General features: G+C 63.5%; 18 protein-coding genes. 12 read left to right on the top strand and 6 right to left on the bottom strand.

Annotated features, from left to right (window positions below; all coding sequences use genetic code 11):
• Positions 1-313: 313 nt before the first annotated feature.
• Complete coding sequence (locus RCH09_RS16585; protein ID WP_326942245.1) at positions 314-1,657, bottom strand: sigma-54 dependent transcriptional regulator; 1,344 nt, start codon at positions 1,655-1,657, stop codon at positions 314-316.
• An 8-nt stretch (positions 1,658-1,665) separates the two neighbouring features.
• On the bottom strand, positions 1,666-2,958 hold the full coding sequence (locus tag RCH09_RS16580; protein WP_442785051.1) for an acetate kinase: 1,293 nt from the start codon (positions 2,956-2,958) through the stop codon (positions 1,666-1,668).
• Between the two features lie 635 nt (positions 2,959-3,593).
• On the opposite strand from RCH09_RS16580, the gene RCH09_RS16575 reads away from it, so the two are divergent.
• The 4 genes from RCH09_RS16575 to RCH09_RS16560 all read left to right on the top strand — a co-directional run bounded on the left by RCH09_RS16575 (position 3,594) and on the right by RCH09_RS16560 (position 7,638).
• On the top strand, positions 3,594-5,264 hold the full coding sequence (locus RCH09_RS16575) for a hypothetical protein (RefSeq protein ID WP_326942244.1): 1,671 nt from the start codon (positions 3,594-3,596) through the stop codon (positions 5,262-5,264).
• 86 nt (positions 5,265-5,350) lie between these two features.
• The gene (locus RCH09_RS16570) at positions 5,351-5,737 is read left to right on the top strand and encodes a hypothetical protein (protein WP_326942243.1); all 387 of its coding nucleotides are present in this window, start codon (positions 5,351-5,353) and stop codon (positions 5,735-5,737) included.
• Between the two features lie 3 nt (positions 5,738-5,740).
• Positions 5,741-6,424, top strand: a complete 684-nt coding sequence (locus tag RCH09_RS16565) for a C39 family peptidase (protein WP_326942242.1) — start codon at positions 5,741-5,743, stop codon at positions 6,422-6,424.
• 68 nt (positions 6,425-6,492) lie between these two features.
• Positions 6,493-7,638: a hypothetical protein gene (locus tag RCH09_RS16560; protein ID WP_326942241.1), complete on the top strand. Its 1,146-nt coding sequence runs from the start codon at positions 6,493-6,495 to the stop codon at positions 7,636-7,638.
• A 21-nt stretch (positions 7,639-7,659) separates the two neighbouring features.
• Here the strand turns inward: RCH09_RS16560 and ppc are convergent, their stop codons facing one another.
• On the bottom strand, positions 7,660-10,491 hold the full coding sequence (ppc, locus tag RCH09_RS16555) for a phosphoenolpyruvate carboxylase (protein ID WP_326942240.1): 2,832 nt from the start codon (positions 10,489-10,491) through the stop codon (positions 7,660-7,662).
• A 154-nt stretch (positions 10,492-10,645) separates the two neighbouring features.
• Between ppc and hemC the strand changes: the two genes are divergently transcribed.
• The 8 genes from hemC to RCH09_RS16515 all read left to right on the top strand — a co-directional run bounded on the left by hemC (position 10,646) and on the right by RCH09_RS16515 (position 17,809).
• On the top strand, positions 10,646-11,623 hold the full coding sequence (gene hemC / locus RCH09_RS16550; RefSeq protein WP_326942239.1) for a hydroxymethylbilane synthase: 978 nt from the start codon (positions 10,646-10,648) through the stop codon (positions 11,621-11,623).
• Entirely contained in the window at positions 11,616-12,386 is a 771-nt protein-coding gene (locus RCH09_RS16545) for a uroporphyrinogen-III synthase (protein ID WP_326942238.1), read from the top strand. The genes hemC and RCH09_RS16545 overlap by 8 nt, the downstream gene beginning before the upstream one ends.
• Positions 12,387-12,418: 32 nt before the next feature.
• Positions 12,419-13,519 carry a uroporphyrinogen-III C-methyltransferase gene (locus RCH09_RS16540; RefSeq protein WP_326942237.1) on the top strand — a complete coding sequence of 367 codons (1,101 nt, stop codon included), beginning with the start codon at positions 12,419-12,421 and terminating at the stop codon, positions 13,517-13,519.
• Positions 13,519-14,718, top strand: coding sequence for a heme biosynthesis protein HemY (locus RCH09_RS16535; protein WP_326942236.1), 1,200 nt, complete (start codon positions 13,519-13,521; stop codon positions 14,716-14,718). Before RCH09_RS16540 ends, RCH09_RS16535 begins: the two co-directional genes overlap by 1 nt.
• Positions 14,719-14,755: 37 nt before the next feature.
• Complete coding sequence (gene ppa, locus RCH09_RS16530; RefSeq protein ID WP_326942235.1) at positions 14,756-15,301, top strand: inorganic diphosphatase; 546 nt, start codon at positions 14,756-14,758, stop codon at positions 15,299-15,301.
• Positions 15,302-15,416: 115 nt separating this feature from the next.
• Positions 15,417-16,196: an MlaE family ABC transporter permease gene (locus tag RCH09_RS16525; RefSeq protein ID WP_326942234.1), complete on the top strand. Its 780-nt coding sequence runs from the start codon at positions 15,417-15,419 to the stop codon at positions 16,194-16,196.
• Between the two features lie 18 nt (positions 16,197-16,214).
• Positions 16,215-17,147, top strand: coding sequence for an MlaD family protein (locus RCH09_RS16520; RefSeq protein WP_326942233.1), 933 nt, complete (start codon positions 16,215-16,217; stop codon positions 17,145-17,147).
• Complete coding sequence (locus RCH09_RS16515; protein WP_326942232.1) at positions 17,144-17,809, top strand: hypothetical protein; 666 nt, start codon at positions 17,144-17,146, stop codon at positions 17,807-17,809. The genes RCH09_RS16520 and RCH09_RS16515 overlap by 4 nt, the downstream gene beginning before the upstream one ends.
• Positions 17,810-17,812: 3 nt before the next feature.
• On the opposite strand, the gene RCH09_RS16510 is transcribed toward RCH09_RS16515, so the two are convergent.
• The 3 genes from RCH09_RS16510 to acnA all read right to left on the bottom strand — a co-directional run bounded on the left by RCH09_RS16510 (position 17,813) and on the right by acnA (position 24,466).
• The gene (locus RCH09_RS16510) at positions 17,813-20,293 is read right to left on the bottom strand and encodes a DUF1631 family protein (protein ID WP_326942231.1); all 2,481 of its coding nucleotides are present in this window, start codon (positions 20,291-20,293) and stop codon (positions 17,813-17,815) included.
• Positions 20,294-20,348: 55 nt separating this feature from the next.
• Entirely contained in the window at positions 20,349-21,596 is a 1,248-nt protein-coding gene (locus RCH09_RS16505; RefSeq protein ID WP_326942230.1) for a DUF2863 family protein, read from the bottom strand.
• 158 nt (positions 21,597-21,754) lie between these two features.
• Positions 21,755-24,466: an aconitate hydratase AcnA gene (acnA, locus tag RCH09_RS16500; protein WP_326942229.1), complete on the bottom strand. Its 2,712-nt coding sequence runs from the start codon at positions 24,464-24,466 to the stop codon at positions 21,755-21,757.
• Between the last annotated feature and the right edge of the window lie 32 nt (positions 24,467-24,498).

Below are 24,498 nucleotides of genomic sequence, written 5' to 3'. Positions count from 1 at the left end.
TCTGGTTGGGCTTGAAAGATGTGCATGTCGCTGTCAAAACGATGCGCGCGCTACGTCGGCTGGGTGATCAGGCGAATTGTGTATAACGAGGTGCATTGATACCAGTACACAGTGTTGTGCAACGGAATAGAAAGTTGCAGTTTGTCCATGAAATCGACAGATATTTGACAAGCCCTGGGCGATATCTTCGAGATGAATATCCGATTCGCGTGGTGCTGTGAGATTCAAGAAATTTCCAGTGAATAATTCAATGTGCCCCATTTTCGCCACCCTTAAGAAAGAGATTTCGCCGGGAAAGGAGTCCATGCAGGTATCAGCTGCCGCCAAGCGCGATGCCGTGTTTTTCCATCAGGCGATACAGCGTCATCCGCGATATCCCCAGTTCTCGTGCCGCGTGCGTCACATTACGGCCGACTCTGTTGAGACTCAGGTGGATGGCATCGCACTCGGCGACCGTGCGTGCGCGATCCAGATCGATATAGCTGATCATTTCGTCTTCCTCCAGGCCCAGGTCGGACGGCGAAATCATGCTGCGTTCCGTCATCACCACCGCGCGTTGGACCCGGTTGTACAGTTCCCGGACATTGCCGGGCCAATCGTGCGACGTCAGGGCTGCCATCGCCTTGCGGTTGAAGCCGCCGGCGCGGGTTTTCTTGTCGGCTGCGCAGACGTTGAAGAAATGCAGTGCCAGCTGCGGCACATCTTCCTTGCGCTCGCGCAGCGGTGGCACGATGATCGACAGCACGTTCAGGCGGTAGAACAGATCCTCCCGAAACCGACCGCTGGCCACGGCCTCGGCCAGATCGACATGCGAGGCGGCGATCACACGGACATCGACATGAATGGCCTCGGTGCCGCCCACCCGGTTGATGGTTTTTTCCTGCAGGAACCGCAATAAATTGGTCTGCAGATCCAGCGACAGGTCGCCGATTTCATCGAGAAACAAGGTGCCGCCATGGGCAGCCTCGATCAAGCCGCATTTGCTGGTGGAGGCGCCGGTGTAGGCGCCGCGTTCATGGCCAAACAACTCCGATTGAATCAGCGACGGCGAGATGGCGCCGCAATTGACGGCGATGAAGGGCCCGCTGCGGGCCCGGTTCGACATCTTGTGTACGGCTTGTGCGGCAAGTTCCTTGCCGCTGCCGCTTTCGCCGCCAATCAACACCGGCGCGCTGGTTGCCGCGACTTTCCGGATCTGCCGCCGCAGGCGTCCAATGGCCGCGCTCTGGCCAACCATGCCCATGCTTTCGGCCGAACGCAGGTAGTTGTCATGCTCGCACCGCAACATGGCCCGGCCATAGGCATGGCCAAGCGTGCGCGCCAGATAGTCCGGGTCGACCGGATCGGTGTGATAGTCGAAAAAATAATTGACGATCAATTCGCGCATGGCAGCGGACTCCAGCGCACGGGGACCGAGCACGCCCAGCCATTCCGCCGAGGTCGCCAGCTTCATGCAGGCCTCGATGCGGTCGAGCGTCTGCGGATCAGTTTGCGGCAGCACCAGCACGCAGGCAAAGAACTGGTGATGCTGCAGGATCTGGCGTGCCTTCACCAGGTCGTTTGCCACCACTACTTCCCAGCCGGCGTCGCGCAGATGCGGCTCTACCGGCGCCGCAATGTCACCCAGGGTCATGCAGAGAATTTTGCGCGATGTCATGGCGGCGTCTAGAACGACATGGGGAGGCGTACGTTTAGCGTCAGATCCGGCGTGTCGCGCGTCAACCCGGCGCCGACCGACACATTCAGCGTGGTCTTTTCCGTGAGCCGGTGCGAGTAGCCGAGCAGCAGCGTGGCCAGTTGCGTGCGCACGGAGGCGGGAACGGTCACGCCGTTCTGCTTGGTGCGTCCGATCGAGTTCAAATCGAAGCCGGCGCTGAATGAGGCGCGGTCATTGAGCGCCAGACCCATGCCGAAATTCATGCCGAGGATATCGCCGGGTTCCACCGAGCCCAGGAATTCACTTTCGCCATTGAGCACGCGGCGGTAGACGTTGTTGCGCTTGAAGTTATAGGTGTAGCTGAAGCTGCCGAAGAACACCGCCGGGTCGGAAGCAAACAGCCAGGTCAGGCCGGGTTGCAGCGACAGGAAGCCCGAGCCGGTTGGCAGTTCGGTTGGCAGCCCGGTGCCGCTGGTATTGCCAACGCAGCGCGTGATGCAATCGGTAACGACATCGAACGGGTCCTTGCCGGTGCGCGACTTGAAGCGCAGGGTGCCGATCATGTAAGGCTTGTTCGCATCGCCATCGTTGAACTGGTAGCGGCCGGTGAGTTCGACATCGCCGAGCGCCTTGCCGCTGGTGTTGAAGGCATTCTCGTTGGCCGTGCCGGTGAAGATCTCGCGGCTGACGGTTGCGTCGGATCGATACACGTACGGCACCTTCGCTTCCACTTCAAAATGATTGGTAATGCCGAAGCGTCCGGTCAATGCGGCGGTAACGGTATTGCGCTTGACCTCGCGCACGTCGATCAGCCCGATCAGCAGCGCGGGGATCACGGTGTAGCCAACCAGCGCGACCCGGTTGTTCGACGAGTACGCGTACTGGATCGATGGTTCGACGACCGATGTGCCCTTGGGCGTCAGGATGCCGGGCTGTTCGAACAGCGGGGCCACGGCCAGCGGCTGTGTCTCGCGTTGCGGCGCGGCGCCGACCCGCACCGAGCGCGGCGCTTCGGGCTGCTCGGCCACGGGCGCAGCGGCCGTCGTCGTGCCGGCCACGGCCGCGCCGGATGGCTGCGCCGGGTACTGCAGACCGAGCGCGCGCTGGACATCCCGATAGCGCGCTTCCTGCGTTGCCATGGATTGCTTCAGCGCGGCAATCTGGCGGGTTTGTTCCTCGATCTGACGGCGCAACACATCGAGCTGAACGGCCTGGTCCTCTTGTGCGTTGGCCCATGGCGCGGCGATGCTGGAGAGGGCAAAAGTCGAACAAAGGGCCCATTTGATGGGTGCAAGCTGCATTGCTTTCACGCGAATTTCCTCCGGGCGATGGGGCGATGCTGGCCTTCAGCAACGCTTTTTTTGCGCGCACAGTGCGCACTTCTTGTTGTAAAGATGCTATCAAAATTCGGCTGCAGATCGCTCGGCGACGGCGCATTTATGGCGCTTCTTTGCGTTGGAATAAAGTTCGCTGAGGCATTCCGGCACGGCGTGATGGGAATGCCACGCGCGCCTGGCGCGACCAGGTGTCACAGGCTTGGTACAGGCCAATTGATGTTTCAGGGATATTTGCGGTCGCAGCATTGGCGGCGGGGTGCGCCGCAATCGCCAGTCGGTGGCGCATGAACGCTGCGCCCGCGTCACACAGGCGTGACAGTCAGCTCGCCGCGGCCGCGCAGGTTGCGCGACGAGGCTCACGTAGCTACAGAGCGCGGGTCGCCTGATACTGTCACAAAACAGTTACCGATTTGAAGTGATTGCTCACACGAATCCGGCTGCCGCGATACCGCCGGGGTACAGGCTGCCGGCGTCCCCGAATGACACGCTGATAGCGCCGCATTGAGGGCGTTGACTGGCACCGAAATTGCTGTCCGTTGCCACGTTGGCCACCAATCCAACTCAACCCGAACTCACAACCATCTCAATGGAGAATTTCTATGAACAGGACTTTATTGGCCTCGGCGCTTGCGCTTGCCTTTGGCCTTGGCGGTCAGGCAATGGCACAGACCACGACGCAAAGCGGTGGAGGGGCATCGGCCAGCGACAATTCGAGCGCGTCGCAGGATAGCAGCGACAACAGTGATCGCAGCACCAACCAGGCGTCCGGTGGGGCTTTCGCGAGCGCAGCGCGCAGTGTCTCGACCAACAATGGCTCGAACGCGTCATTCAGCGATGCCTTCAATATTTCGAAGGCGACGGCAACCAGTTCCCTGAGCGGCACGGTGACCAATAACGTAGTCCACAGCATTGGCAACTATGCCGATAACTATGGCAATGCGAATGGCGGCACCGGCAACGGCGGCACCGGCGGTCAGGGCTTCGGTGGCAATACGCAAGGCAATGGCGGCAATGGCGCGACGGCCACGGGTGGCGCCGGAGCGGTGGGCGCGATCGGTGGCTCGGCCTCCAACGGCAGTGCCTCGAATGGGTCGAGCACGGCTGGTTCCGGTGGCTTTGGCGGCGCCGCAACCGGCGCCTACAGCGGGCGCGGTGGCAATGGCGGTACAGGCGGGGCAGGCGGCGCTGGCGGTGCTGGCGGTGCGGCAGCCGGCGGTGCTGGCGGCGCCGGTGGCAACAGTGGCGATACGCTCGGCGGTGTGGGCGGCAACGGCGGCAAATCGTATGGCGGCAGCGGCGGCTCTTCGGGTCTCGCATCGGGCGGTAACGGTGGTAGCGGCGGCAGCACCGGCAACGCATCCGGTGGCTCGGGCGGCAGCGGTGGCGATGGCGGCAATGGCGGTCGCGGCGCCAGTGGTTATGGCGGTGGCGCAGTCGTGTCGAATGGCGTCAGTGGTGGTGGCAGCACGGGCGGCAGTACTGCAGCGTCGACTGGCAATGCCAATGGCGGCACGGCAACGCCACCTGCAACCGGTGGCAACGGCGGTAGTCAAGGCGCTGGCAGCGGCGCTGGCGGTGGCAGCACCGGCGGGGCCGGTTCGTCGGGCGCCAATACGGCCACGGCCGGCGCCGGCAATGGTGGCAGCGGTGCGGCTGGTGCGGTTGGTGCGGCTGGTGCGGCGGGTGCGGCCGGAACCAATACTGCGGCAGCCGGCGCAGCGGGCGCAACCGGTTCCAGTGGCGCTGGCGGGGCCGGAGCGGCGGCCGGCGGCGGGGCTGGCGGAACGGGTGCGGCAGCCTCCAGCGGCACGGGCGGATCCGGCGCAGTTGGCGCAACCGGCAACAGTACCGGTGGCAATGGTGCGGTGGGCGCAGCCGGCGGCAACGGCGGCAACAGCGGCTTTGCACAAAACACCGGCGGCAATGGCGCAGCGGGCGGTTCGTCGACCAATGGCGGCGCCTCCAATGGCAGTGCTACCGCAGGCAATGGCGGCTCAGGCGGCGCTGGCGGTGGCGGCAACACGGGCGGTTCCGGCGGGTCGGCAGGCACCAATACCGCTGGCGCTGGCAATGGCGGGGTGGGCAATGGCGGTGCTGGCGGCGCAGGTGGCACCAACACGGTCAATGCCGGCACCTTCAACATGTCCAACACCATGTCCGGTACGGCGCAGTCGGCTGCGGGCGTTCTGGTGATCTCGCAGCAAAGCGGGTTGTCCAGTCTGGTCCAGCAAAGCGTCAACGTGCAGTCCAATCTGGCCGTCGGCAAGTAGTGCGTCGTCCCGAGCAGTGCCGCGCGCCTGGTTGGGGCGCGCGGCGCTGGTTGGCCAGCCTGGATGGAGTTTGCCAAGGAATCATCATGCCTGTTCTGAAACCGTCAGTATTATTTTGCGCAGCCATGCTGGTCGCGCTGCCGTGTCGCGCTGCGGACGACCATCCTGGCGCGGCGACCGAGCCGGAGCGGATCGACACGCCGGCCATCGCGACAACCGCGCCCGGTCCGTTTGGCGCGCCGATCGAAGCCGATACGCTGGAGGGCTATCGCGGCGGCGCCGAGCAGGTCAGCAACGACATGACGCTCAATGGCACCACGGCGCAGAACACCGCCGACCGGGTCGTCACTGGCGCCAATTCGATCGGCACCGGAGCGTTTTCCAATCTCAGCGGAATTCCGATCGTGATCCAGAATTCCGGCGCCAACGTGCTGATCCAGAACGCGACCATCATCAACCTTCAGCTCAACTGATCCATGAAGCCATCGGGATTCCTGCTGGCCGTTGCGCTGCTGGCCGCCGCGCCAATCACCTGTTCCGGGGCGAGCTTCGCCGCACTGGGCGGGGCGGATTACGCGGTGCCGGTCACCAGCATCAAACAGGCGCGCATGCTGGGCACGACGCTGCAACAGTTCGATTTCAGCTGCGGCTCGGCCGCGCTGGCGACCTTGCTGACCTATCACTATGGTTTTCCCATTACCGAACGCGAAGTGTTCGAAGAAATGTACGTCGCCGGCGATCAGCAAAAAATCCGGCGCGAGGGATTCTCGCTGCTCGACATGAAGCGCTTCCTGGAAGCCCGCGGGTTTCATGCGGATGGTTTCGAACAGCCGCTCGACAAGCTGATGGAGGCAAACATCCCGGCCATCGTGCTGCTGGTCGAAAACGGCTATCACCATTTCGTGGTGGTCAAGGGCATTCACGGTGATCGGGTCCTGCTGGGCGACCCGGCCACCGGTACGCGTGCCATCGCGCGTGCACAGTTTCAAGCGATCTGGAAAAAGGAACTGCTGTTCGTGATCCATAACCGGATGGAGCAGGCCCGTTTCAACCGCGCCGAGGATTGGCGGGTTGCGCCGAGCGCACCGCTGGCGGCCGGTGTGATCCAGCGCAGCCTGATCGATTCGGCCTTGTCGAAATTTGGTCCGGGGGACTTTTGATGTCAGTGCTATTGCCGTTGCGAGGGCGTGTGGCCGGATGCGTTTGCGTACTGGCGAGCGCGTGCTGTGTGTATTCAATCCCGGCACGTGCCGAGGAGGGCGATGCTTCGGCGCTGCAGGAACCCAACGACGTCGCCAACGATGCGCTTGCGCCCATCGCGCTGGAAGCCGGCGATGAGGCCCTGCCCGTTGCCGGCGAGCCGGTCGAACCGGTTCGCGCCGATTCGATCATGGCGGTCGAGGCCGAGCCGGCAGACGCATTCTGGCCAGGCGATCCAGTCACGGAGAATAGCGCGACCGCTGTCGTCGAGGAGATCATCGGCAAGGAGGAACCGGTCGCGGTCGCGCTGGAACCCGGCAACCAGGAGTCGGTCGCGGTTGCGCCGGAACCCGCCGACGACGAGCCGGTCGCGGTCGGGTTGGAGCCCGCCGACCCCGATACCGTGTTGACGCCCGCCGCCAGTGCACCTGATGCGATGGACGAAGCGGTCACGCCGCCGGCTGCGGCAGCAGAGGAAGCGGTCCGGCCAGCGCCGCCGGTTGTGATGGCGCCGCCTGTCGCTGAGCCGCTGGATCCGCAACAACAGGAAGCGAACCGGATCGTCGAACAGTTGGCCGCAGAACAGCGCAACGCCGACATCGCCATCGAGCAGCTGGGTGCCGCGACGCAGGAAGTGCCACTGGTGGTCGAGGAACTGGCCGTGCGTCATCCTGAAATCGCGTCGTCTGCGGCGCCCGTCGCGCCAGCCGAGACGCCGGTCGTGACGGCGCAGGCTGCGGCCGCCAGCAGTGGCGATGAATGGCTGACGCTGAATAACCGCGCGCTGGATGCGATCCGCGGCGGCTTCGATGTGGGCAACGGATTGATCGTGACGTTTGGCATCGCCCGTGCGGTGTACATCAATGGCAATCTGGTCACCACCACGGCGCTGAATATCGGCGACCTGAGCAAGGTCACGCCGGAGCAGGCAATGGCCTTCAACCGCCAGGCAACCGCGCTCAATCTGGTGCAGAACGGACCCGGCAACACCTTTCAGCCGGGCGCCGGCAGTGTCAATTCACCCACCACGGTGATCCAGAACACGCTGAGCAATCAGAACATCCGGAGCCAGACCATCATCAACGCGACCAGCAATGCGTTGGGGATGGTGAAGGGCCTCAATACCATGAGCACGCTGCGCGATGCGCTGAGCAATTCGGTCGGCGCAAAATAGCCGCGCGCCGCTCCCGCGCGGTCAGCCGGTATTGCGCAAGCCGGCCGCGATGCCGTTGATCGACAAGTGGATTCCGCGCCGCACCCGCTCATCCATCTCGCGTTCACCCGCCACCGAGGCGCGGTGGCGCTTGATCAGCTCGACCTGCAAGTGATTCAGTGGATCGAGGTAGGCGAAGCGGTTCTTGATCGAGCGCGCCAGCAGCGGATTGCCTGCCAGTCGTTCCTTCATGCCGGTAATGGCAATTAATGCTTCGGTGGTGCGCTCATGCTCGCCGACGATGCGCTTGAAGATCGCCTTGCGCAATTTCTTGTCGACCACCAGTTCGGCATAGCGCGACGCCAGCGCCAGGTCGGTCTTGGCCAGCACCATGTCCATGTTCGACAGCAGGGTTGCAAAGAATGGCCATTCGCGCACCATCGCGCGCAGCAGCGTGCGTTTCTTGCTCAGGCTGTTGCCATCGCTGCTGTTGGCCAGCCAGGCGGTCACGGCGCTGCCGAAGCCATACCAGCCGGGCAGCAGCAGGCGGCATTGGCCCCAAGAGAAGCCCCAAGGAATGGCGCGCAGGTCTTCGATGCGGCGGGTCTCCTTGCGTGAGGCCGGACGCGAGCCGATGTTGAGCTCGGCGATTTCGGCAATCGGCGTGGCTTCGAAAAAGTAATCGGTGAAGCCCGGTGTTTCGTACACCAGATTGCGGTAGGCGCGATAGGCATGCTCGGACAACTGCTCCATCACCGCCTCGAATTCGAGCTTCTTCTTGGCGCGACGGCTGTCGATCGGTTGCGGCATCAGGCTCGCTTCCAGCGTGGCAGCCACCAGCAGCTCCAGGTTGCGGCGGCCGATTTCCGGGTTGGAAAACTTCGAGGCAATGATCTCGCCCTGTTCGGTCAGCCGGATCTGGCCGTTGACGGTGCCGGCCGGTTGCGCCAGGATCGCCTCGTAGCTGGGACCGCCGCCACGGCCGACGGTACCGCCGCGACCATGGAACAGGCGCAGCTTGACGCCGGCCCGGTCAAAGATCTGCACCAGCTGGGTTTCAGCCTTGTACAGCTCCCAGGTCGAGGTCAGGAAACCGCCGTCCTTGTTCGAATCCGAATAGCCCAGCATGACTTCCTGCAGCATGCCCTGACGCGCGATCAGACGGTTGACCTGGGGCAGCGCCATCCACTGTTCCATGATCTCGGCCGCCAGCCGCAGGTCGGGAATGGTTTCGAACAGCGGGATCACCATCAGATCCAGTTCGGCGCCCTCGCTGCCGAGGCGCAGCAATCCGGCTTCCTTTTGCAGCAGCAGGACTTCGAGCAGATCGGACACGGTTTCGGTGTGCGAAATGATGTAGTTGCGGATGGCCCGCTCGCCGTAGCGGGTGCGGATCGAGCAGGCGGTGCGCAGGATCGTGAGCTCGGATTGGGTTTCGTCGGAATAGGTCAGGTAAGGCGAGGTGAGCAGGCGCGGCTGCGACAGTTCCGCCAGCAGCAGCTTGATTTTTTGCTGCTCGCCGAGCGCCGCGTAATTGGTCTCGACGCGGGCGCTGGCGAACAGTTCGCGCAGGACGCGTTCGTGCACGTCCGAACTTTGCCGCATGTCGAGTGTGGCGAGGTGAAAGCCGAAGATGTCGGCGGCGCGGCGCAGCGATGCCAGGCGCGGCATGATCAGTGCCTCGCCGTGATGCGTGGCGAGCGAATCGGCCAGCACCTGCAGGTCGGCGGCGAATTCATGCGCGGCCGCATACGGCGCAGCCGGCGCCACTTCGCGCCGCAGGATATTGGTCGCGCCGAGTGCGCGCGCGGTGGCGGCGAGGCGTGCGTAAATGCCCACCAGCGCGCGCCGATACGGCTCGTCGGTGCGATGCGCCGAAGTATCCGGCGAAGCCGCAGCCAGGGCCTGCAGCGGCGCGCTGACATCCACCAGCAGCGTCGAGATCGACAGTTCGCCACCCAGCGCGTGCGCCTCTTCGAGATAGAAATCGAGGATGGTGGTGGACTGGCGTTGCAGTGCGTGTTGCATGGTGCCGGCGTTGACATTCGGATTGCCGTCGCGGTCGCCGCCGATCCAGCTGCCCATTTGCACGTAGGTCGCGGTCTCGGTACTGCCATGTTTCTGCGGGAATTGCAGCGCGATGTCGTCGTCGATATCGTCATACAGGCCGGGCAGTTCGCGCAGGAAGGTAATCCGGTAATACGACAGCGCATTCTCGATTTCGTCGGCCACCGTCAGCTTCGAATAGCGCAGCATGCGGGTTTGCCACAGGGTGGCGATGCGGGCATGCAGCAGCGCCGTGTTGCGCTTGCTCTCTTTCGGCGTCAGCGCCAGATCGCGCTCGGCCAGCAAGTGGGCGATCTCGTGCTCGGCGTCGAGAATGCTCTTGCGCTGCACTTCGGTCGGATGCGCCGTCAGCACCGGCGCGATCAGCGCTTCATTGAAGAAATTGCGCACCGTCGCGCCGGACACCCCGGCTGCATCCAGCTTGGCCAGCGCAAACGCGACGCTGCCCTGTTGCGCCACCGAGCCGGCCAGCTGATGAGCGCGGCGACGGCGGTTGTGATGCTGGTCTTCGGCAATGTTGGCCAGATGCGAAAAATACGAAAAGGCGCGCACCACCGAAATGGTCTGGTCGCGCGTGAGCTTTTTCAGCATGCGGTTGAGTTCGGCGCCGGCCTCGGTGTCGTCTTCGCGGCGGAACCGCACCGCGGTCTGGCGAATCGTCTCGACGACATCGAATACCGCATCGCCCTCCTGGGTGCGCAGCACGTCGCCCAGCAGACGGCCGAGCAAACGAATGTCTTCCTTGAGCGGTGCGTCCTTGTCGACGACGGGTTTGGCGGAAAGCGAGGTGCTAAGTGGTTTTGCCATGGCAGGTGACGCGAGCGAGAGAGTGGAGTGGCGAAAACCGGGCTGTCCGGAGGTATCGAATCGGCGGGAGCTGCGTGATAAACTTGGCCCCACAAATCTGGCTACAACCGGCGGCGCATCGGCTACATGGGCGCTGCAATCACTGAAAGAATGCGTGTTAAAAACATCCCCACCCGCAAGGCTCATCATCGCTTCTCGTGAAAGCCGTCTGGCCATGTGGCAGGCCGAGCATGTACGTGCACGACTGGCCGCATTATATCCGCTGTGCGTTGTTGAAATCCTTGGCATGACCACGCGCGGCGATCAAATTCTTGATCGGACGCTTTCCAAGGTCGGCGGCAAGGGCCTGTTTGTCAAGGAGCTCGAAGTCGCGCTGGAAGAAGGCCGTGCCGATCTGGCGGTGCATTCGCTCAAGGATGTGCCGATGGAATTGCCTGCCGGCTTTGTGCTGGCGGCGGTGCTGGAACGCGAGGACCCGCGCGACGCCTTCGTCTCGAATGACCATGCGTCGCTGGAGGCGTTGCCGGCCGGCGCCATCGTTGGCACCAGCAGTCTGCGGCGCCAGGCATTGATCGCGGCGCGTTTTCCGCATCTTGTGATCAAGCCGCTGCGCGGCAATCTCGATACCCGCCTGGGCAAGCTCGATCGCGGCGAGTATGCCGCCATCATTCTGGCGGCGGCCGGCTTGAAACGGCTTGGCATTCCGCAGCGCATCCGCGCCGCGCTGGAACCGGAGCTGAGTTTGCCGGCGCCGGGGCAGGGCGCCATGGCGATTGAAATTCGCGCCGGTCGCGACGATCTGCTGGCGCTGATGGCGCCGCTCGATCATCGCGCCACGGCACTGGCAGTGCGCGCCGAACGCACGCTGTCGCGCGCCTTTGGCGGCAGTTGCCAGATTCCGCTGGCAGCGTTCGCCACGCTCGATGGCGAGCACCTGCGCCTGCGCGCCATGGTGGCAACCCCCGACGGTACGCGCGTGGCCAGCTTCGAGGCCAGCGGACCGGCCGAGGCGCCGGAAGCACTGGGTCGCGAAGTCGCCGCCGCCTTGCATGCACGCGGCGCGCAAGCAATCCTGGCGCTGTGCGAAAGCGCCGCGCAGGATGGCACCGACCTCATCGGCGGCAATGCCTGACACCCTGATCGTGACGCGGCCGCTGGCGCAAGCCGGCGAACTGGCGCAGCGTTTGCGTGAGGCCGGGCGCGATGTCGTGGTGTTCCCGCTGCTCGACATCCAGCCCTTGCCGGACCCCACAGCGTTGCGTGCGGTGCTGGCGCGACTGACGGATTTCGCACTGGTCGCCTTCGTCAGTCCCAACGCCATCGATGCCACCTTTGCGCAACTGTCGGCGTGGCCGGTTACGCTGCCATTGGCAGTGATGGGCGAGGGCAGTCGACGCGCGCTGGCGCGCCACGGTGTCAGTGCACCGCACTATCAAATCAGCAGCCCGCACGACACCGAACGCACCGATTCGCAGACGCTGCTGCTGGCGCTCGATCTGGAGCGCCTGCGCGGGCGCCGCGTGCTGATCCTGCGCGGCGAAAGCGGCCGTGAGTTGCTGGCCGATGCCCTGCGCGCGGCCGGCGTCGTGGTCGAACAGGTGGCTGCCTACCGGCGCAGCGTCGTGCCGCTTGACGCCGCTCGCGCGCAGCAGTTGGGCACGTTGCTGGCAACGCCGCACGGCTGGATCATCACGAGTTCGCAAGCGCTGCAGGGTTTGCTGGAAAGCGCCGCGCATGTCGATCCACTGCAGGGAGTCGCCAAACTGCAACAACAACACTTCTACGTACCGCATCGCCGGATCGCCGAAACGGCCCTCGCCTGTGGCCTGCAACACATCCACTTGACCGACGCAGGGGACGACGGGCTACTTACCGCGTTACAATCGCGCCCATGACTGATTTACCCCATCCTCCCCAGCCTGGCACAATGTCCCCTTCTCCGACCCCTGACAATCTGGCAGCGGGCCGCCGCAAGGCGGGCGCCGCGCCGCGCTTGCTGTATGCATTGATCCTGCTCCTGACGGTTTTGCTGCTGGGCCAGTGGTGGTCCTGGCGCAATGAAATGCACATTCTGCGCACCGAAGCCGCGCAGCGCCTGAAGGCCGGCGACAACATCAACAGTGAAACCAGGGGCATCGTCAAGTCGCTGCAGGACAGCACGCGCGAATTGCAGGGCAAGGTCAGCGTGCTGGAAAACCGCCAGGCCGAAGCGCAGAGCCAGCAACTGGCGCTCGAACAGCTGTACCAGGACCTGTCGAAGAACCGCGACGACTGGGCGCTGGCGGAAATCGAACAGGTGCTGTCGACCGCCAGCCAGCAGCTGCAACTGGCTGGCAACGTGCAGGGCGCACTGATCGCGCTGCAAAACGCCGACCGCAGCCTGTCGCGTTCGGACAAACCGCAGTTCATCACGATTCGCCGCTCGATTGCGCGTGATCTCGACAGACTGCGCTCGGTGCCGGCACTTGATCTGACCGGCATTGCATTGCGCCTTGACAGCGCCATCGGCCAGATCGACGCCATGCCGTTGCTGTCGGACGAGAAACCCTCGCTTCCCGCCACGCCACCCAAGAACAATCGTCGTGCCATGGTGCACGCCGAGCGCACCTCACCGGCCGCCACGCCGCGCGGACGGCCGCCATCGGAATGGCCGGACGACTTGCGCAACAAATGGAATAGTTTCACCAGCGAAATGTGGAGCGAGGTTAGCCAGTTGATCCGGGTGCGCAGCGTCGAGAGTTCGGACGCCTTGCTGTTGTCGCCGACCCAGGCCTATTACGCCCGCGAGAACCTCAAGCTGCGCCTGCTCAATGCGCGTCTGGCACTGCTATCGCGCAATGAAAGCGCCTTCCGCAGCGACATGATTGCGTCGCAGGATGCGATCTCCAAATACTTCGACACGCGCGCGCGGCAGACTCAGAACACGCAGGCCCTGCTCAAGCAGATCCAGTCGAGCAATCTCTCGATCGACATCCCGACGCTGGCGGAAAGCCTCAACGCCGTGCGCAATTACAAAGCCAAACCATAGTGCGCCTCGTTCTCCGAATCCTGCTGCTGTTTGCGACCGCCGTTGGGCTGGCGGTTGCGTCACGTTTCAATCCGGGCAATGTGGTGTTTTTCTACCCGCCGTACCGGATCGATTTGTCGCTGAATTTCTTCCTGTTGTTGCTGGCCGTGCTGTTCTGGCTGTGTTTTTTGCTGCTCAACACGCTGGCCATCACGCAGCAAATGCCGGCCCGGGTCGCGGCCTACCGGCGCGACAAGCGCGAGCGTGAAGGCAACAAGGCCTTGCGCGAATCCCTCAAGGCTTTTTTCGAGGGCCGTTTCGGGCATGCCGAGAAAGCCGCTGCGCGCGCCGTCGATTCGCCCGACAACGCCGGCCTGGCAGCATTGATCGGCGCACGCGCCGCGCACCGCATGCAACAGGCGGCGCGACGCGAGGACTGGCTCAATCGCACCGTCGACGATCCGGCGCTGCGCACGGCGCGCCTGATGACCTCGCTCGAATTGCTGGTCAACGATCATCAGTCCGAAGGCGCGCTGGCGGCGGTCGCCGAACTCAACGCCAGCGGCACCCGCCACATCCATGTGTTGCGGCTGGCGCTGAAGGCGAACCAGCAGGCGCGCAACTGGCCCGAGGTGTTGCGGCTGGTGCGTTCGCTCGACAAGAACAATGCATTGCACCCGGTGGCATCGCGCCGCCTGCGCGAACTGGCCTACGAACATCTGCTGTCCGACAGCCTGCACGACGCCGAATCGGTGCGCCGCATCTGGCTCGATATCCCGACTGCCGATCGGACCACGCCATTTGTCGCCGAGCGTGCCGCGCGCGCGTTCGCTGAACGCGGCCTGTCCGACGAAGCCCGCACTATCGTCGAGCGGGCACTGGCAGTCGAGTGGAGCGACCGCCTGGTGCGCGCGTATCGCGACAGCGCTGCGGCCGAAGGTTCGCCCGCCCTGTTGCAGCAGATCGAACATTGCGAGTCGTGGGCAACGCAGCGACCGACCGATCCGGAACTGGCCCTGACGCTGGGCACGCTGTGCCTCAAGCAGAAACTCTGGGGCAAGGCACAGCGCCATCTGGAGCAAGCCTTGTCGGACGCCGTCGAAGCCGATACGGTGCGCACCGCCCATTTGAAACTGGCGCAGCTGCATGAAGCGCTGGGCCAGACCGAGCAGGCCAACAACCACTATCGCCAGTGTGCGCTGGCCGGCCTGTTCGATTGAACGAACCATCCCTTTTTTCACTTAGCGAGAAAACACCATGAGCTTGAACCACGTTTCCGCAGGTCGCGATCTGCCCAACGACTTCAACGTCATCATCGAAATCCCGATGAACGCCGATCCGATCAAATACGAAGTCGACAAGGAATCCGGCGCGATCTTCGTTGACCGTTTCATGGGCACCGCGATGCATTACCCGTGCAACTACGGCTACATCCCGCGCACCATCTCCGACGATGGCGATCCGGTCGATGTGCTGGTGATCACGCCGTTTCCGCTGTTCCCGGGCGTCGTGGTGCGCTGCCGCCCGATCGGCGTGCTGAAGATGTCCGACGAAGCCGGTGGCGATGCCAAGGTGTTGGCGGTGCCGGTTGACAAGGTGCTGTCGATTTACACGCATTGGCAGAAGCCGGACGACATGAACAAGTTGCGCCTGCAGCAGATCCAGCATTTCTTCGAGCATTACAAGGACCTGGAGCCAGGCAAGTGGGTCAAGATCGAAGGCTGGTTCGGTCCCGACGATGCCAAGGCCGAAATCCTCGGTGGCGTCGAAGCGTACAACAAGAGCCTCGCCAAACCGGCGTAAGCGGCACGGCCCTTGCAGGCAATCCGATCAACCCTGTCCCGCCAGACGCGACAGGGTTTTTTATCGCCGCGGCACAGGCATCGGTTTTGCCACCCCGCTGCGTTATCATTGCGCCATGCCGTCGACCTCTTTCCTTCATCTCAAGCCCAGCCAGTGGGGCCGCGCCTTCTTCGGCGGCGTGGTCAGCTGGTGGCAGATGGTGCATCTGGGCGCCATGATGCTGGTGCTGGCGTTTTCACCGTCGACCTACGGCGCTGCCAATCGCGGTGCGGCATCGCGCTACATCTATGCCAGCACCTGGCAGGTGCTGCCCTGGTTCACGGTGCTGAGTGCGCTGATCAGCCAGGTGCTGATCAGGATCGTGGTGGTCACCGCGCTCAGTTATGGCCTGTCGCAATATGCGCTGGAAATGATGGTGCGGGTCCTGGTGCTGGAACTGATTCCGCTGGCGGCGGCGCTGTTCGTCACGCTGCGCTCGGGACTGGCGTTCGATGCCACCGCCACGGCCGAGCTGCCACCGATTGACCTGTCGCATCTGCAGCGCGAACTGGTGCCGCAGGTACTGGCCGGCGCCTTCGCGGTGGTCAGCCTGGCCGCCGTCAGCAGTGTGCTGGTGCTGGTGCTGGCCTATCTGAACGTGTATGGCTTTTCGATCGGCGGGCTGGGCGATTACACGCGCACCGTCGGGCGCGTGTTCGAACCGGTGATCACCATTGGTTTCGCCCTGAAGACCGTGTTGTTCGGCCTTGCCGTGGCAGTCATCCCGATGGCGACGCTGATCGGCCAGCGGCAGGCGCCGAAACCTGACGTCGGCGCGGTCCAGCCCGGTGCAGTGCGGTTGTTGTCCGTGTTGCTGCTGATCGAGGCCGGTTCGCTGGCCATCAAATATATTTAATCGAGGTCCCGCCGAACCATGCAAGAAGATCCCGCCGCGCTGCCGATTGCGCATGTTGAATTCAGGGCCGTCATCCTGCTGGTGCTGATGACAGTGCTGGTGTGCAGTTTTTTGCTGTACGTGATGTATGCGCGTGGCGTGTTCGAAAGCACGCAGCGGCTGGTGCTGACCTCGGACAACTCGGAGGGCGTGATTGTCGGCATGGACCTGACCTTCTCCGGATTTCCGATCGGCCGGGTGCAGCGCATTGAACTGGCCGGCGACGGCACGGTGCGGATTCTGATTGATGTGCCGAAGAAGGATGCCCACTGGTTGCGCAGCTCCAGCATTTTCACGCTGGAGCGTGGCGTGGTCGGCGACACCCGGATTCGCGCCTTCAGCGGCATTCTGACCGATCCACCGCTGCCGGAAAACGCCGTGCGCGGCGTCCTGCGCGGTGACACCGGCGCGGAAATTCCGCGCCTGGTAGCGGCGGCGCGCACGCTGCTCGACAATCTCGGCGCCATGACCTCGTCCGATTCCAGCCTCAATACCGCGCTGGCCAACGTGCAGAATGCGACCGGACGCCTGTCCGGAAAATACGGGCTGCTGGGCGGCGCCCTGGGCAGCGACGACAACGCGAAAAAAATCATCACGGCGCTCGACAACGTCAATGGCTTGTTGGCCAAGGCGGATCAGCGCGTGTTCGGCAAGCAGGGTGTGATGGAGGATGCCCAGGCCACCGTGAAGCAACTCAACGCCGTGCTGGGCGATGCCCGCACCAGCCTCAAGAAGGTCGACGCGGTGCTGGCCGAGGCGCAGGCGGTCGGCGCCAACGCGCGCGTCGCCACCGACGATCTGGGCGCGCTGCGGCTGGAAGTCGATGCCAGCCTGCGCAAGGTGACCAGCCTGGTCGATGAAATCAATCGCAAGTGGCCGTTCGCACGCGACAACGAGCTCAAGTTGCCATGAAAATCCCCGTCATTCTGATTACCATCGGGTTGATGTCAGCCTGCAGCACGAAGCCGCTGCCGCCGGTCTGGCAAACCAATGCACATGGCGAGCTGCAAGCCTTTACCAGCGCCTGGCTAAGCGGCAATACGCGTATCGCCGAGCTCGAATACGGACGCGCGCGCGACAGCATTGCCAGCACCGGCCGCGCCGACCTGGTGGCCCGTGCCGAACTGGTGCGGTGCGCGGCGCGGGTCGCCACTCTGGAGTTCGATGCTTGCGCCGGCTACCAGCCGCTGGCGGCGGAGGCGGCCGCGCCCGAGCGTGCGTATGCCGCCTATTTGCAGGGACAGTGGCAGGCGCTGGATACGGCGCTGCTGCCGGCACACCATCGCGCGCTGGTGGATGCGGCGCGCAGCAATGCCACGACCAATGTGATCGGCATGATTGACGACCCGTTGGCACGCCTGATTGCCGCCGGTGTGCTGTTGCAGCGCGCGCGGCTGACGCCGGACGATATCGCGGTAGCGACCGAAACAGCCTCGGCGCAGGGCTGGCGGCGACCGTTGCTGGCCTGGTTGGGGGTGCAATTGCAACGCGCCGAGAAGGGTGGCGATAGCGCTGCGGCGGCGCGTGTTGCGAAGCGCATTGCGCTGGTGGCGGGACCCAGGACCGTGCCGTAAAACTCAGGCCGCAGCCTGTTGCTCGACCTGCTCGGCCGAGTGCAACAGCGCCTGCACGGCGCGGTCAAACACCGGCGCCGTCTCGACAAACTGAACTCGGCCCAGTCCCAGCAGGCGCAGGAACATGCGCACGCTCATCATCAATGGCTTCGGCTGACCTTCCATGGTCAACACCAGCGTCGTGGTCTGTTGATTGACCCAGTTCAACTGGCCATTGGCCGGCGTGTCACCGAGCATGATGGTGATCTGGAGGCCGCTGCGCAGACGCTCCAGCACCTCGGCCTCGCTCAGCTCGGTGGGTTGTGCGTGACCGCTTGCGCCCATCTGGACACCGGCGCGTTCGATCAGCGGATCGACCTGCTCGACCTGCGCCGCAGATTCCTGCAGTGCCTCGGCAAGGAAATCGTCGTGATAGACGCCGGTTTCGGCATCGCCGGCGTCGGACAGGTGCTCGTCGCGCTCCGGATTGGCAATGAAATGTTCGAAATGCAGATGCATTGACGCCAGAGTCAGCAGCGGCACGTTGTCGTCGGTGCTGCGCAGCGCCCGGCTGTGCACGTCAACCAGCCAGTTCAGCACTTCCTGCTGGCGTGCCGCGCTACAGTGTTCCAGCTGCATGCCGGAGCGCAGCGTACGCACGATACCCGGCAGCATGGCGACCAGTTTGGCGCGATCCGGCGGGGTGAACTTGGGCACGATGCTCCACAACAGATCGGGTACCAGCTGGCGATACAGTTGCGAGGTGGAGCCGACGGCGCGTTCGGCCCGTTCGATCACGTGGACCCAGGTGGTGGTCAGGAATTGGGCGAGGAACGGGTCAATCGTCAGTCCGGTCAGGACTTCACCGAGCTGTGCCGTCAGATGGGCGAAGCGCAGGGTGCGGCTCTGCGCGTTTTCAACCGCCTGCACCGCCAGATCGACGCGGCTGTCGCCGGCGCGCAGTTCGTTGGCGATGAACGCGTCGAATTCATCGAGCATGGTTTCGAACAGGTTCGAACTCTCGCTGCGGTCGGCCAGCAAGGTTTCGACAATCCGGCAGATCTCGGTGCCGACGCGCACGCCATCCGGGTCGATTTGCTTGAGCCCGGCCGAAATCGAACCGATCCGGTTGACCAGCAGGCGCGCCGGATGGCTCTTGTGGGTGAGCAGCGAGGTTTCCCGCAATGCCACCTTGAGCACGAGAAATTGCAGCCGCCCCAGTTGCGCGCGCACTTCCGCAGGCACCTGGGCGTCACGCAAAATGAACTCGAACAGCATGGCGACGACATCGATGGTCATCTGCTCGTTGCCGTCTTCAGTAATTTCCGACAGTGCCGCGCGCTGTTCGAAAATCAGGTTGCGCAGCGTGCCGTCGCCGCCGGTCATGGCCTCGCCGGTTGGAATGTGGTGGTTCATCAACTCCGCGAGGGAGGCGCTGAGCTTGCCGCTGACGATGCGGCTGGCGGGCGCTTCCGCAGCGCCCTGGTTGCCGCGCATCGGACCCATTGCGGCCGGGTTGAAGAACAGGTTGCGCAAGGTATCGGCCATGCCGCGTGCGCCCAGCCAACCCGGCACGGGATTGTCGCCAGCCGTGTCGCGCGAGCGTTGCTCAGCGCCGGGGCCGGGCTGGTCTGCGCTGCCGCTTGCCGGCGTCGCCTGCGGACGGGCGATCTGCATGACAAAATCGAACAGTTGCTCAATCCGGCGGCGCGGCTGATCGGACGACAGGCTGCGTTCGCCGGTGTCGAATTGATGCGGGTCGGTCGGCGCCGAACGGTAGCCTTCCTGCGCACCATAGGGCGCCGCCTCGGCCTCCGAATCAATCGCCTCCTCGCTGCTGTCGACCCGTGCCGACGCGGATTTCTTGATTTTCAGCTGGAGCTGCGCGGCAATCCCGTGCGCGGCCAGATGGGCATTGACGGCGTTGTAGACATCCGCGATTTCGTCTTCCAGTTCGCTGGCCAGCTGATCGAACAGGGCGGTGTTGAGTTCGACCAGATGCCCCAGGTTGTCGATCGCGGTGGCAATCGCGCGGGCCAGCAGAAAGGGACGAAACGGATTCTCGCGCTCGTTGATGCTGTCCTGCTCGAACAGGATCGCGACGCGAATGTTGAGGTCGCGCAGCTGGTCTTCCGCGCTGTTGCGAAACGCGCCGGTGACCTCATCGATGCGCAGCTGGTCTTCGTACACGGTGGCGTCCACCAGCGCCAGTCCGGCGCCGGTGTAACTGGACAGGAACGAGGGCCGGAACGTGCTGTAGGTCGTCTGGAAACTGCGATTGAGCAGCTGGTCCATGCTGCGCGCCATTTGCTGTTGCAGGTCGGCGGCGCGATCACGCAACATGCTGTAGGCGCCGATCAGGCGTTGCTGGTCGGCGGCGTAGAAACTGGCATCGGCCGCCTTGAATAGACCGACGCTGGTGCGGGGCAAGGCGCGATCCACCGCCAGCAAAAAAGCCCGCAGAAATTCAGCACGAGTCGTTGCCAGCAGGGCGTTGCGGTCCATACCTTCTCCGGAAATTTCTTGTTGACTTCTTTATTCGATGGCGACGGCCGTCGGATTAATGAAAATGCGTCGCGCCCTGCGGGATATCTTCCGGCATTTCGGCATGCACCAGATCCGCATCCGGATCCGGGAACAGCGGCGCGTTGCAATCATCGCAGAATTCCATCGGAAAGCGGTCGGCATGACGTATCACCCGGACCACGCCGGCCTCGCGCAACAGCGTCGTGATTTCTTCCAGTGGCGTTGGGCGCGGTATTTCGCCGGCGGCGAGGCGCTGCAACGGCAATGTCGCCAGTTCGCTCAGGTCTTCTTCGTCTTCCTCGCCATACAGGGGCCAGACCACACCGTACACCACATCGCTGGTGTCGCCGACCGAGAAGCCGATGCGGTATTCGTCAGCGCGACCGGTGCCGGCGTCTTCGCCGAAGCTGCCGATACTGGCTTGCAGATCGCGCGCATCGACCGCCAGCGTATGGATCAGGAAATGCACCGCGGCGCGAATCGAGGCTGGCCGGATCTGCCGGTCGCCTTCGCGACAGGCCACGTAATACGCTTCCGGCAACAGCAGTTCGATGCCGCAACCCGGCAGCAGGCGGGCAATGTTGGGCATGGCCTGCGCCTGCCACTGCGTCAGCGCGTCGTCGCGGTCGGACAGTTGCATGGTGGCCTGCCAGCGTAGCAGGGGTTCACCGGCCGGGACCACCACGACCGCCAGCAAATAGCGGGTATCGGCCAGGAAGGGCGCCGTTTCCGGTACGTCGGCCGGCGTGCGTAGCACGGTGCCCTTGAGCGCGGCCTGGGCCAGCCGTTGCGTGACGGTCCAGGTTTCGACATGTGATCGGGGCAATTGGTCGATCGCAAACAATGTCGGCGCCATCGCAAACTTTACGTTGGGGGCCGGCAGGTGCGCATTCAGGTGTGCCGACAGCGTCATCAGCATATCGGCGGGAATCGGGCCGGAGGGAATCGAAAAGCGCGTCCAGGCCAGGATGGGTACGGCCAGCAGCAGTGCATCGAACAGCAGGTCATCGTGTTCGATCACGGCCGATTCGCTGGCGGCTTCGGCCGCTTCCATCAGTGCATCGTAGGCATTCGCATCGCTGCCAAACAACTGGTCCAGCGCGGCGTCAATGGTTTCCTGATGATCACCCCGCAGCAGCTTCTGCAGCAGGGCGTCGAGCTGGCTTTCCCAGCCGCGCTCTTCGAGGCGGCTCGAGGCCAGCACGATGGCTTGCGCGAACGTTGCCAGACGTTGGCTGTCGGCAGAAAGTTTATGGGAACCGGCTTTGGATGAACGACGCATGAGGGACTTGGAGTGACGAAAGCAGAGAGACGTATTGTAGTGGATTCGGTCGGCACGCACCGAATAAGTGTGGCGCGGCCTTGCGGCGGCGCTTGCTGCTGCAGACGAAAAAAAACGCCGGGCGAACCTGGCGTTGTCGGAGGCGGCGTGAGCCGCTGTTATGCAGCCAGCAACTGGCGCAGCACGAATGGCAGAATGCCGCCGTGCTTGTAGTAATCGACCTCGATTGGCGTATCAATGCGCAGCAGGACCTTGACGTCCTGCGACGCGCCGTTGGCACGGTGAATCACCAGCGTGGCTTCCTGTTGCGGCAGGATTTCGCCTTCGATGCCTTTCAGATCGAAGGTTTCATCGCCACGGATACCGAGTGTGGCAGTGCTGTCGGTGCCCAGGAACTGCAATGGCAACACGCCCATGCCGACCAGATTGGAACGGTGGATGCGCTCGAACGAGCGCGCGATGACCGCTTTCACACCCAGCAACTGGGTGCCTTTGGCAGCCCAGTCACGCGACGACCCGGTGCCGTATTCTTCGCCGCCGAACACCATCGTCGGCGTGCCTTCATCGACGTAGCGCATGGCGGCATCGTAGATCGACATTTCTTCGCCGGTGGGTTGATGCAGCGTGATGCCGCCTTCGACCTGCGAGCCGTCCGGCTTGGTCGGGATCATCAGGTTCTTGATACGCACATTGGCAAAGGTGCCGCGCATCATGATCTCGTGATTGCCGCGGCGTGAGCCGTACGAGTTGAAGTCGGCCAGCAGGACGCCATGGGCCTTGAGCCATTTTCCGGCCGGGCTGGATTCCTTGATCGCGCCGGCGGGCGAAATGTGGTCGGTGGTGATCGAGTCGCCGAACACACCCAGCGCGCGCGCCGCGGTGATGCCGGTGGCGGCAGCTTTCGGCTCCATCGTGAAGTCGGCGAAGAACGGCGGCTCGGCGATGTAGGTCGATTTCGGCCAGTCGTAGACTTCACCGGTGGCGACGCCACTGATGTCTTCCCACAGCTTGCCCGGTGCGCCTTTGACATCGGCGTAATTTTCGCGGAACACCTTGGCATTCATCGCGAACTTCATCACCTTGGCGATCTCTTTCGAGGTTGGCCAGATGTCGCCCAGGAAGATGTCCTTGCCCTTGACGGTGCCAACCGGCTCGGTCATCAGATCGCGCGTCATGTTGCCGGCGATGGCATAGGCCACCACCAGCGGCGGCGAGGCAAGGAAGTTGGAGCGAATGTTCGGATGGATCCGCGCTTCGAAGTTGCGGTTGCCCGACAGCACGGCCGAGGCCACGATGTCGTTCTTGACGATGGCTTCGTTCATCGCCGGCGTCAGGTCACCGGCGTTGCCGATGCAGGTGGTGCAGCCGTAGGCGGCCACGCCAAAGCCAAGCTTTTCCAGATAGCCGAGCAGGCCGGCAGCTTCCAGATACTTGGTCACCACGCGCGAGCCTGGCGCCAGCGAGGTCTTGATGTGCGGCGCGACGGTCAGGCCGGCTTCGACCGCTTTCTTGGCCAGCAGGCCGGCTGCCAGCATCACGCTCGGATTGGAGGTGTTGGTGCAGGACGTGATGGCCGCAATCAGCACATCGCCGCTGCTGACCTTGACGCCATCGGCATCGGTGTAGACCGCAGCCAGATCTTCTGCTTTCTTGTTGAAGCCATTCTCGGAAGTTGGCTTGGCAAACAGGTCGGCGAAGGTGGATTTGACTGCGCCGATTTCGATGCGGTCTTGCGGACGCTTCGGACCAGCCAGCGATGGCGCCACCGTGCCGAGATCCAGCGCGACGACATTGGTGTAATCGATTTCGCCGGACTTCGGAATGCCGAACAGGCCCTGGGCGCGGAAATAGTTCTCGAAGGCGGTGATCTCGGCCTTGCTGCGACCGGTGCCCTTGAAGTACTCGATGGTTTGTTCGTCGACCGGGAAAAAGCCCATCGTCGCGCCGTATTCCGGCGCCATGTTGGCGATGGTGGCGCGGTCGGTCAGCGACAACGATTCGGTGCCTTCGCCGAAGAACTCGACGAACTTGCCGACGACTTTTTCCTTGCGCAGCATTTCGGTAATGTTCAGCACCAGATCGGTGGCGGTCACGCCTTCGCGCAACTGTCCGGTCAGGTTCACGCCGACCACGTCAGGAGTCAGGAAATACACCGGCTGGCCAAGCATGCCGGCTTCGGCTTCGATACCGCCGACGCCCCAGCCAACCACGCCGATGCCGTTGATCATGGTGGTGTGCGAATCGGTCCCGACCAGCGTGTCCGGGTAGTAGACGCTGTCGGCAGTCTTGTGTACGCCGCGTGCCAGATATTCCAGGTTGACCTGATGCACGATGCCGAAGCCCGGTGGCACCACGCCGAAGGTGTCAAACGCCTGCATGCCCCATTTCATGAACTGGTAGCGCTCCTTGTTGCGGGAGAATTCCAGTTTCATGTTCAGGTCGAGCGCGCCCTTTTCGCGGAAGTGATCGATCTGGATCGAGTGGTCGACCACCAGATCGACCGGCACCAGCGGCTCGATGTTCTTGGCCTTGACGCCCATCTTGGCCGCGACGTTGCGCATCGCTGCCAGATCGGCCAGCAGCGGCACCCCGGTGAAGTCCTGCAATACCACGCGTGCCACCACGAACGGAATTTCGTTGGTGCGTGGCGCCTTGGCATTCCAGCTGGCCAGCTCACGGATATGTTCTTCAGTGACTTTCTTGCCATCGCAATTGCGCAATACCGATTCGAGCACGATCCGGATCGATACCGGCAGACGCGACAGATCGACGCCTAGTTTTTTTTGTAGTGCGGGCAGCGAGTAGAACTTGCCCTTTTTGGAATCGGATAGTTTGAATTCCTTGAGCGTGTTCAGTGTATTGCGGGCCATGACCTCTCCTTGGATTGCACAGTGTGACGATG

The sequence above is a fragment of the Actimicrobium sp. GrIS 1.19 genome, assembly GCF_035984655.1.
Classification (GTDB): domain Bacteria; phylum Pseudomonadota; class Gammaproteobacteria; order Burkholderiales; family Burkholderiaceae_D; genus Actimicrobium.
The sequence above is the reverse complement of the archived record's forward strand: the minus strand, read 5'-3'. Positions and strand labels throughout refer to the sequence as shown.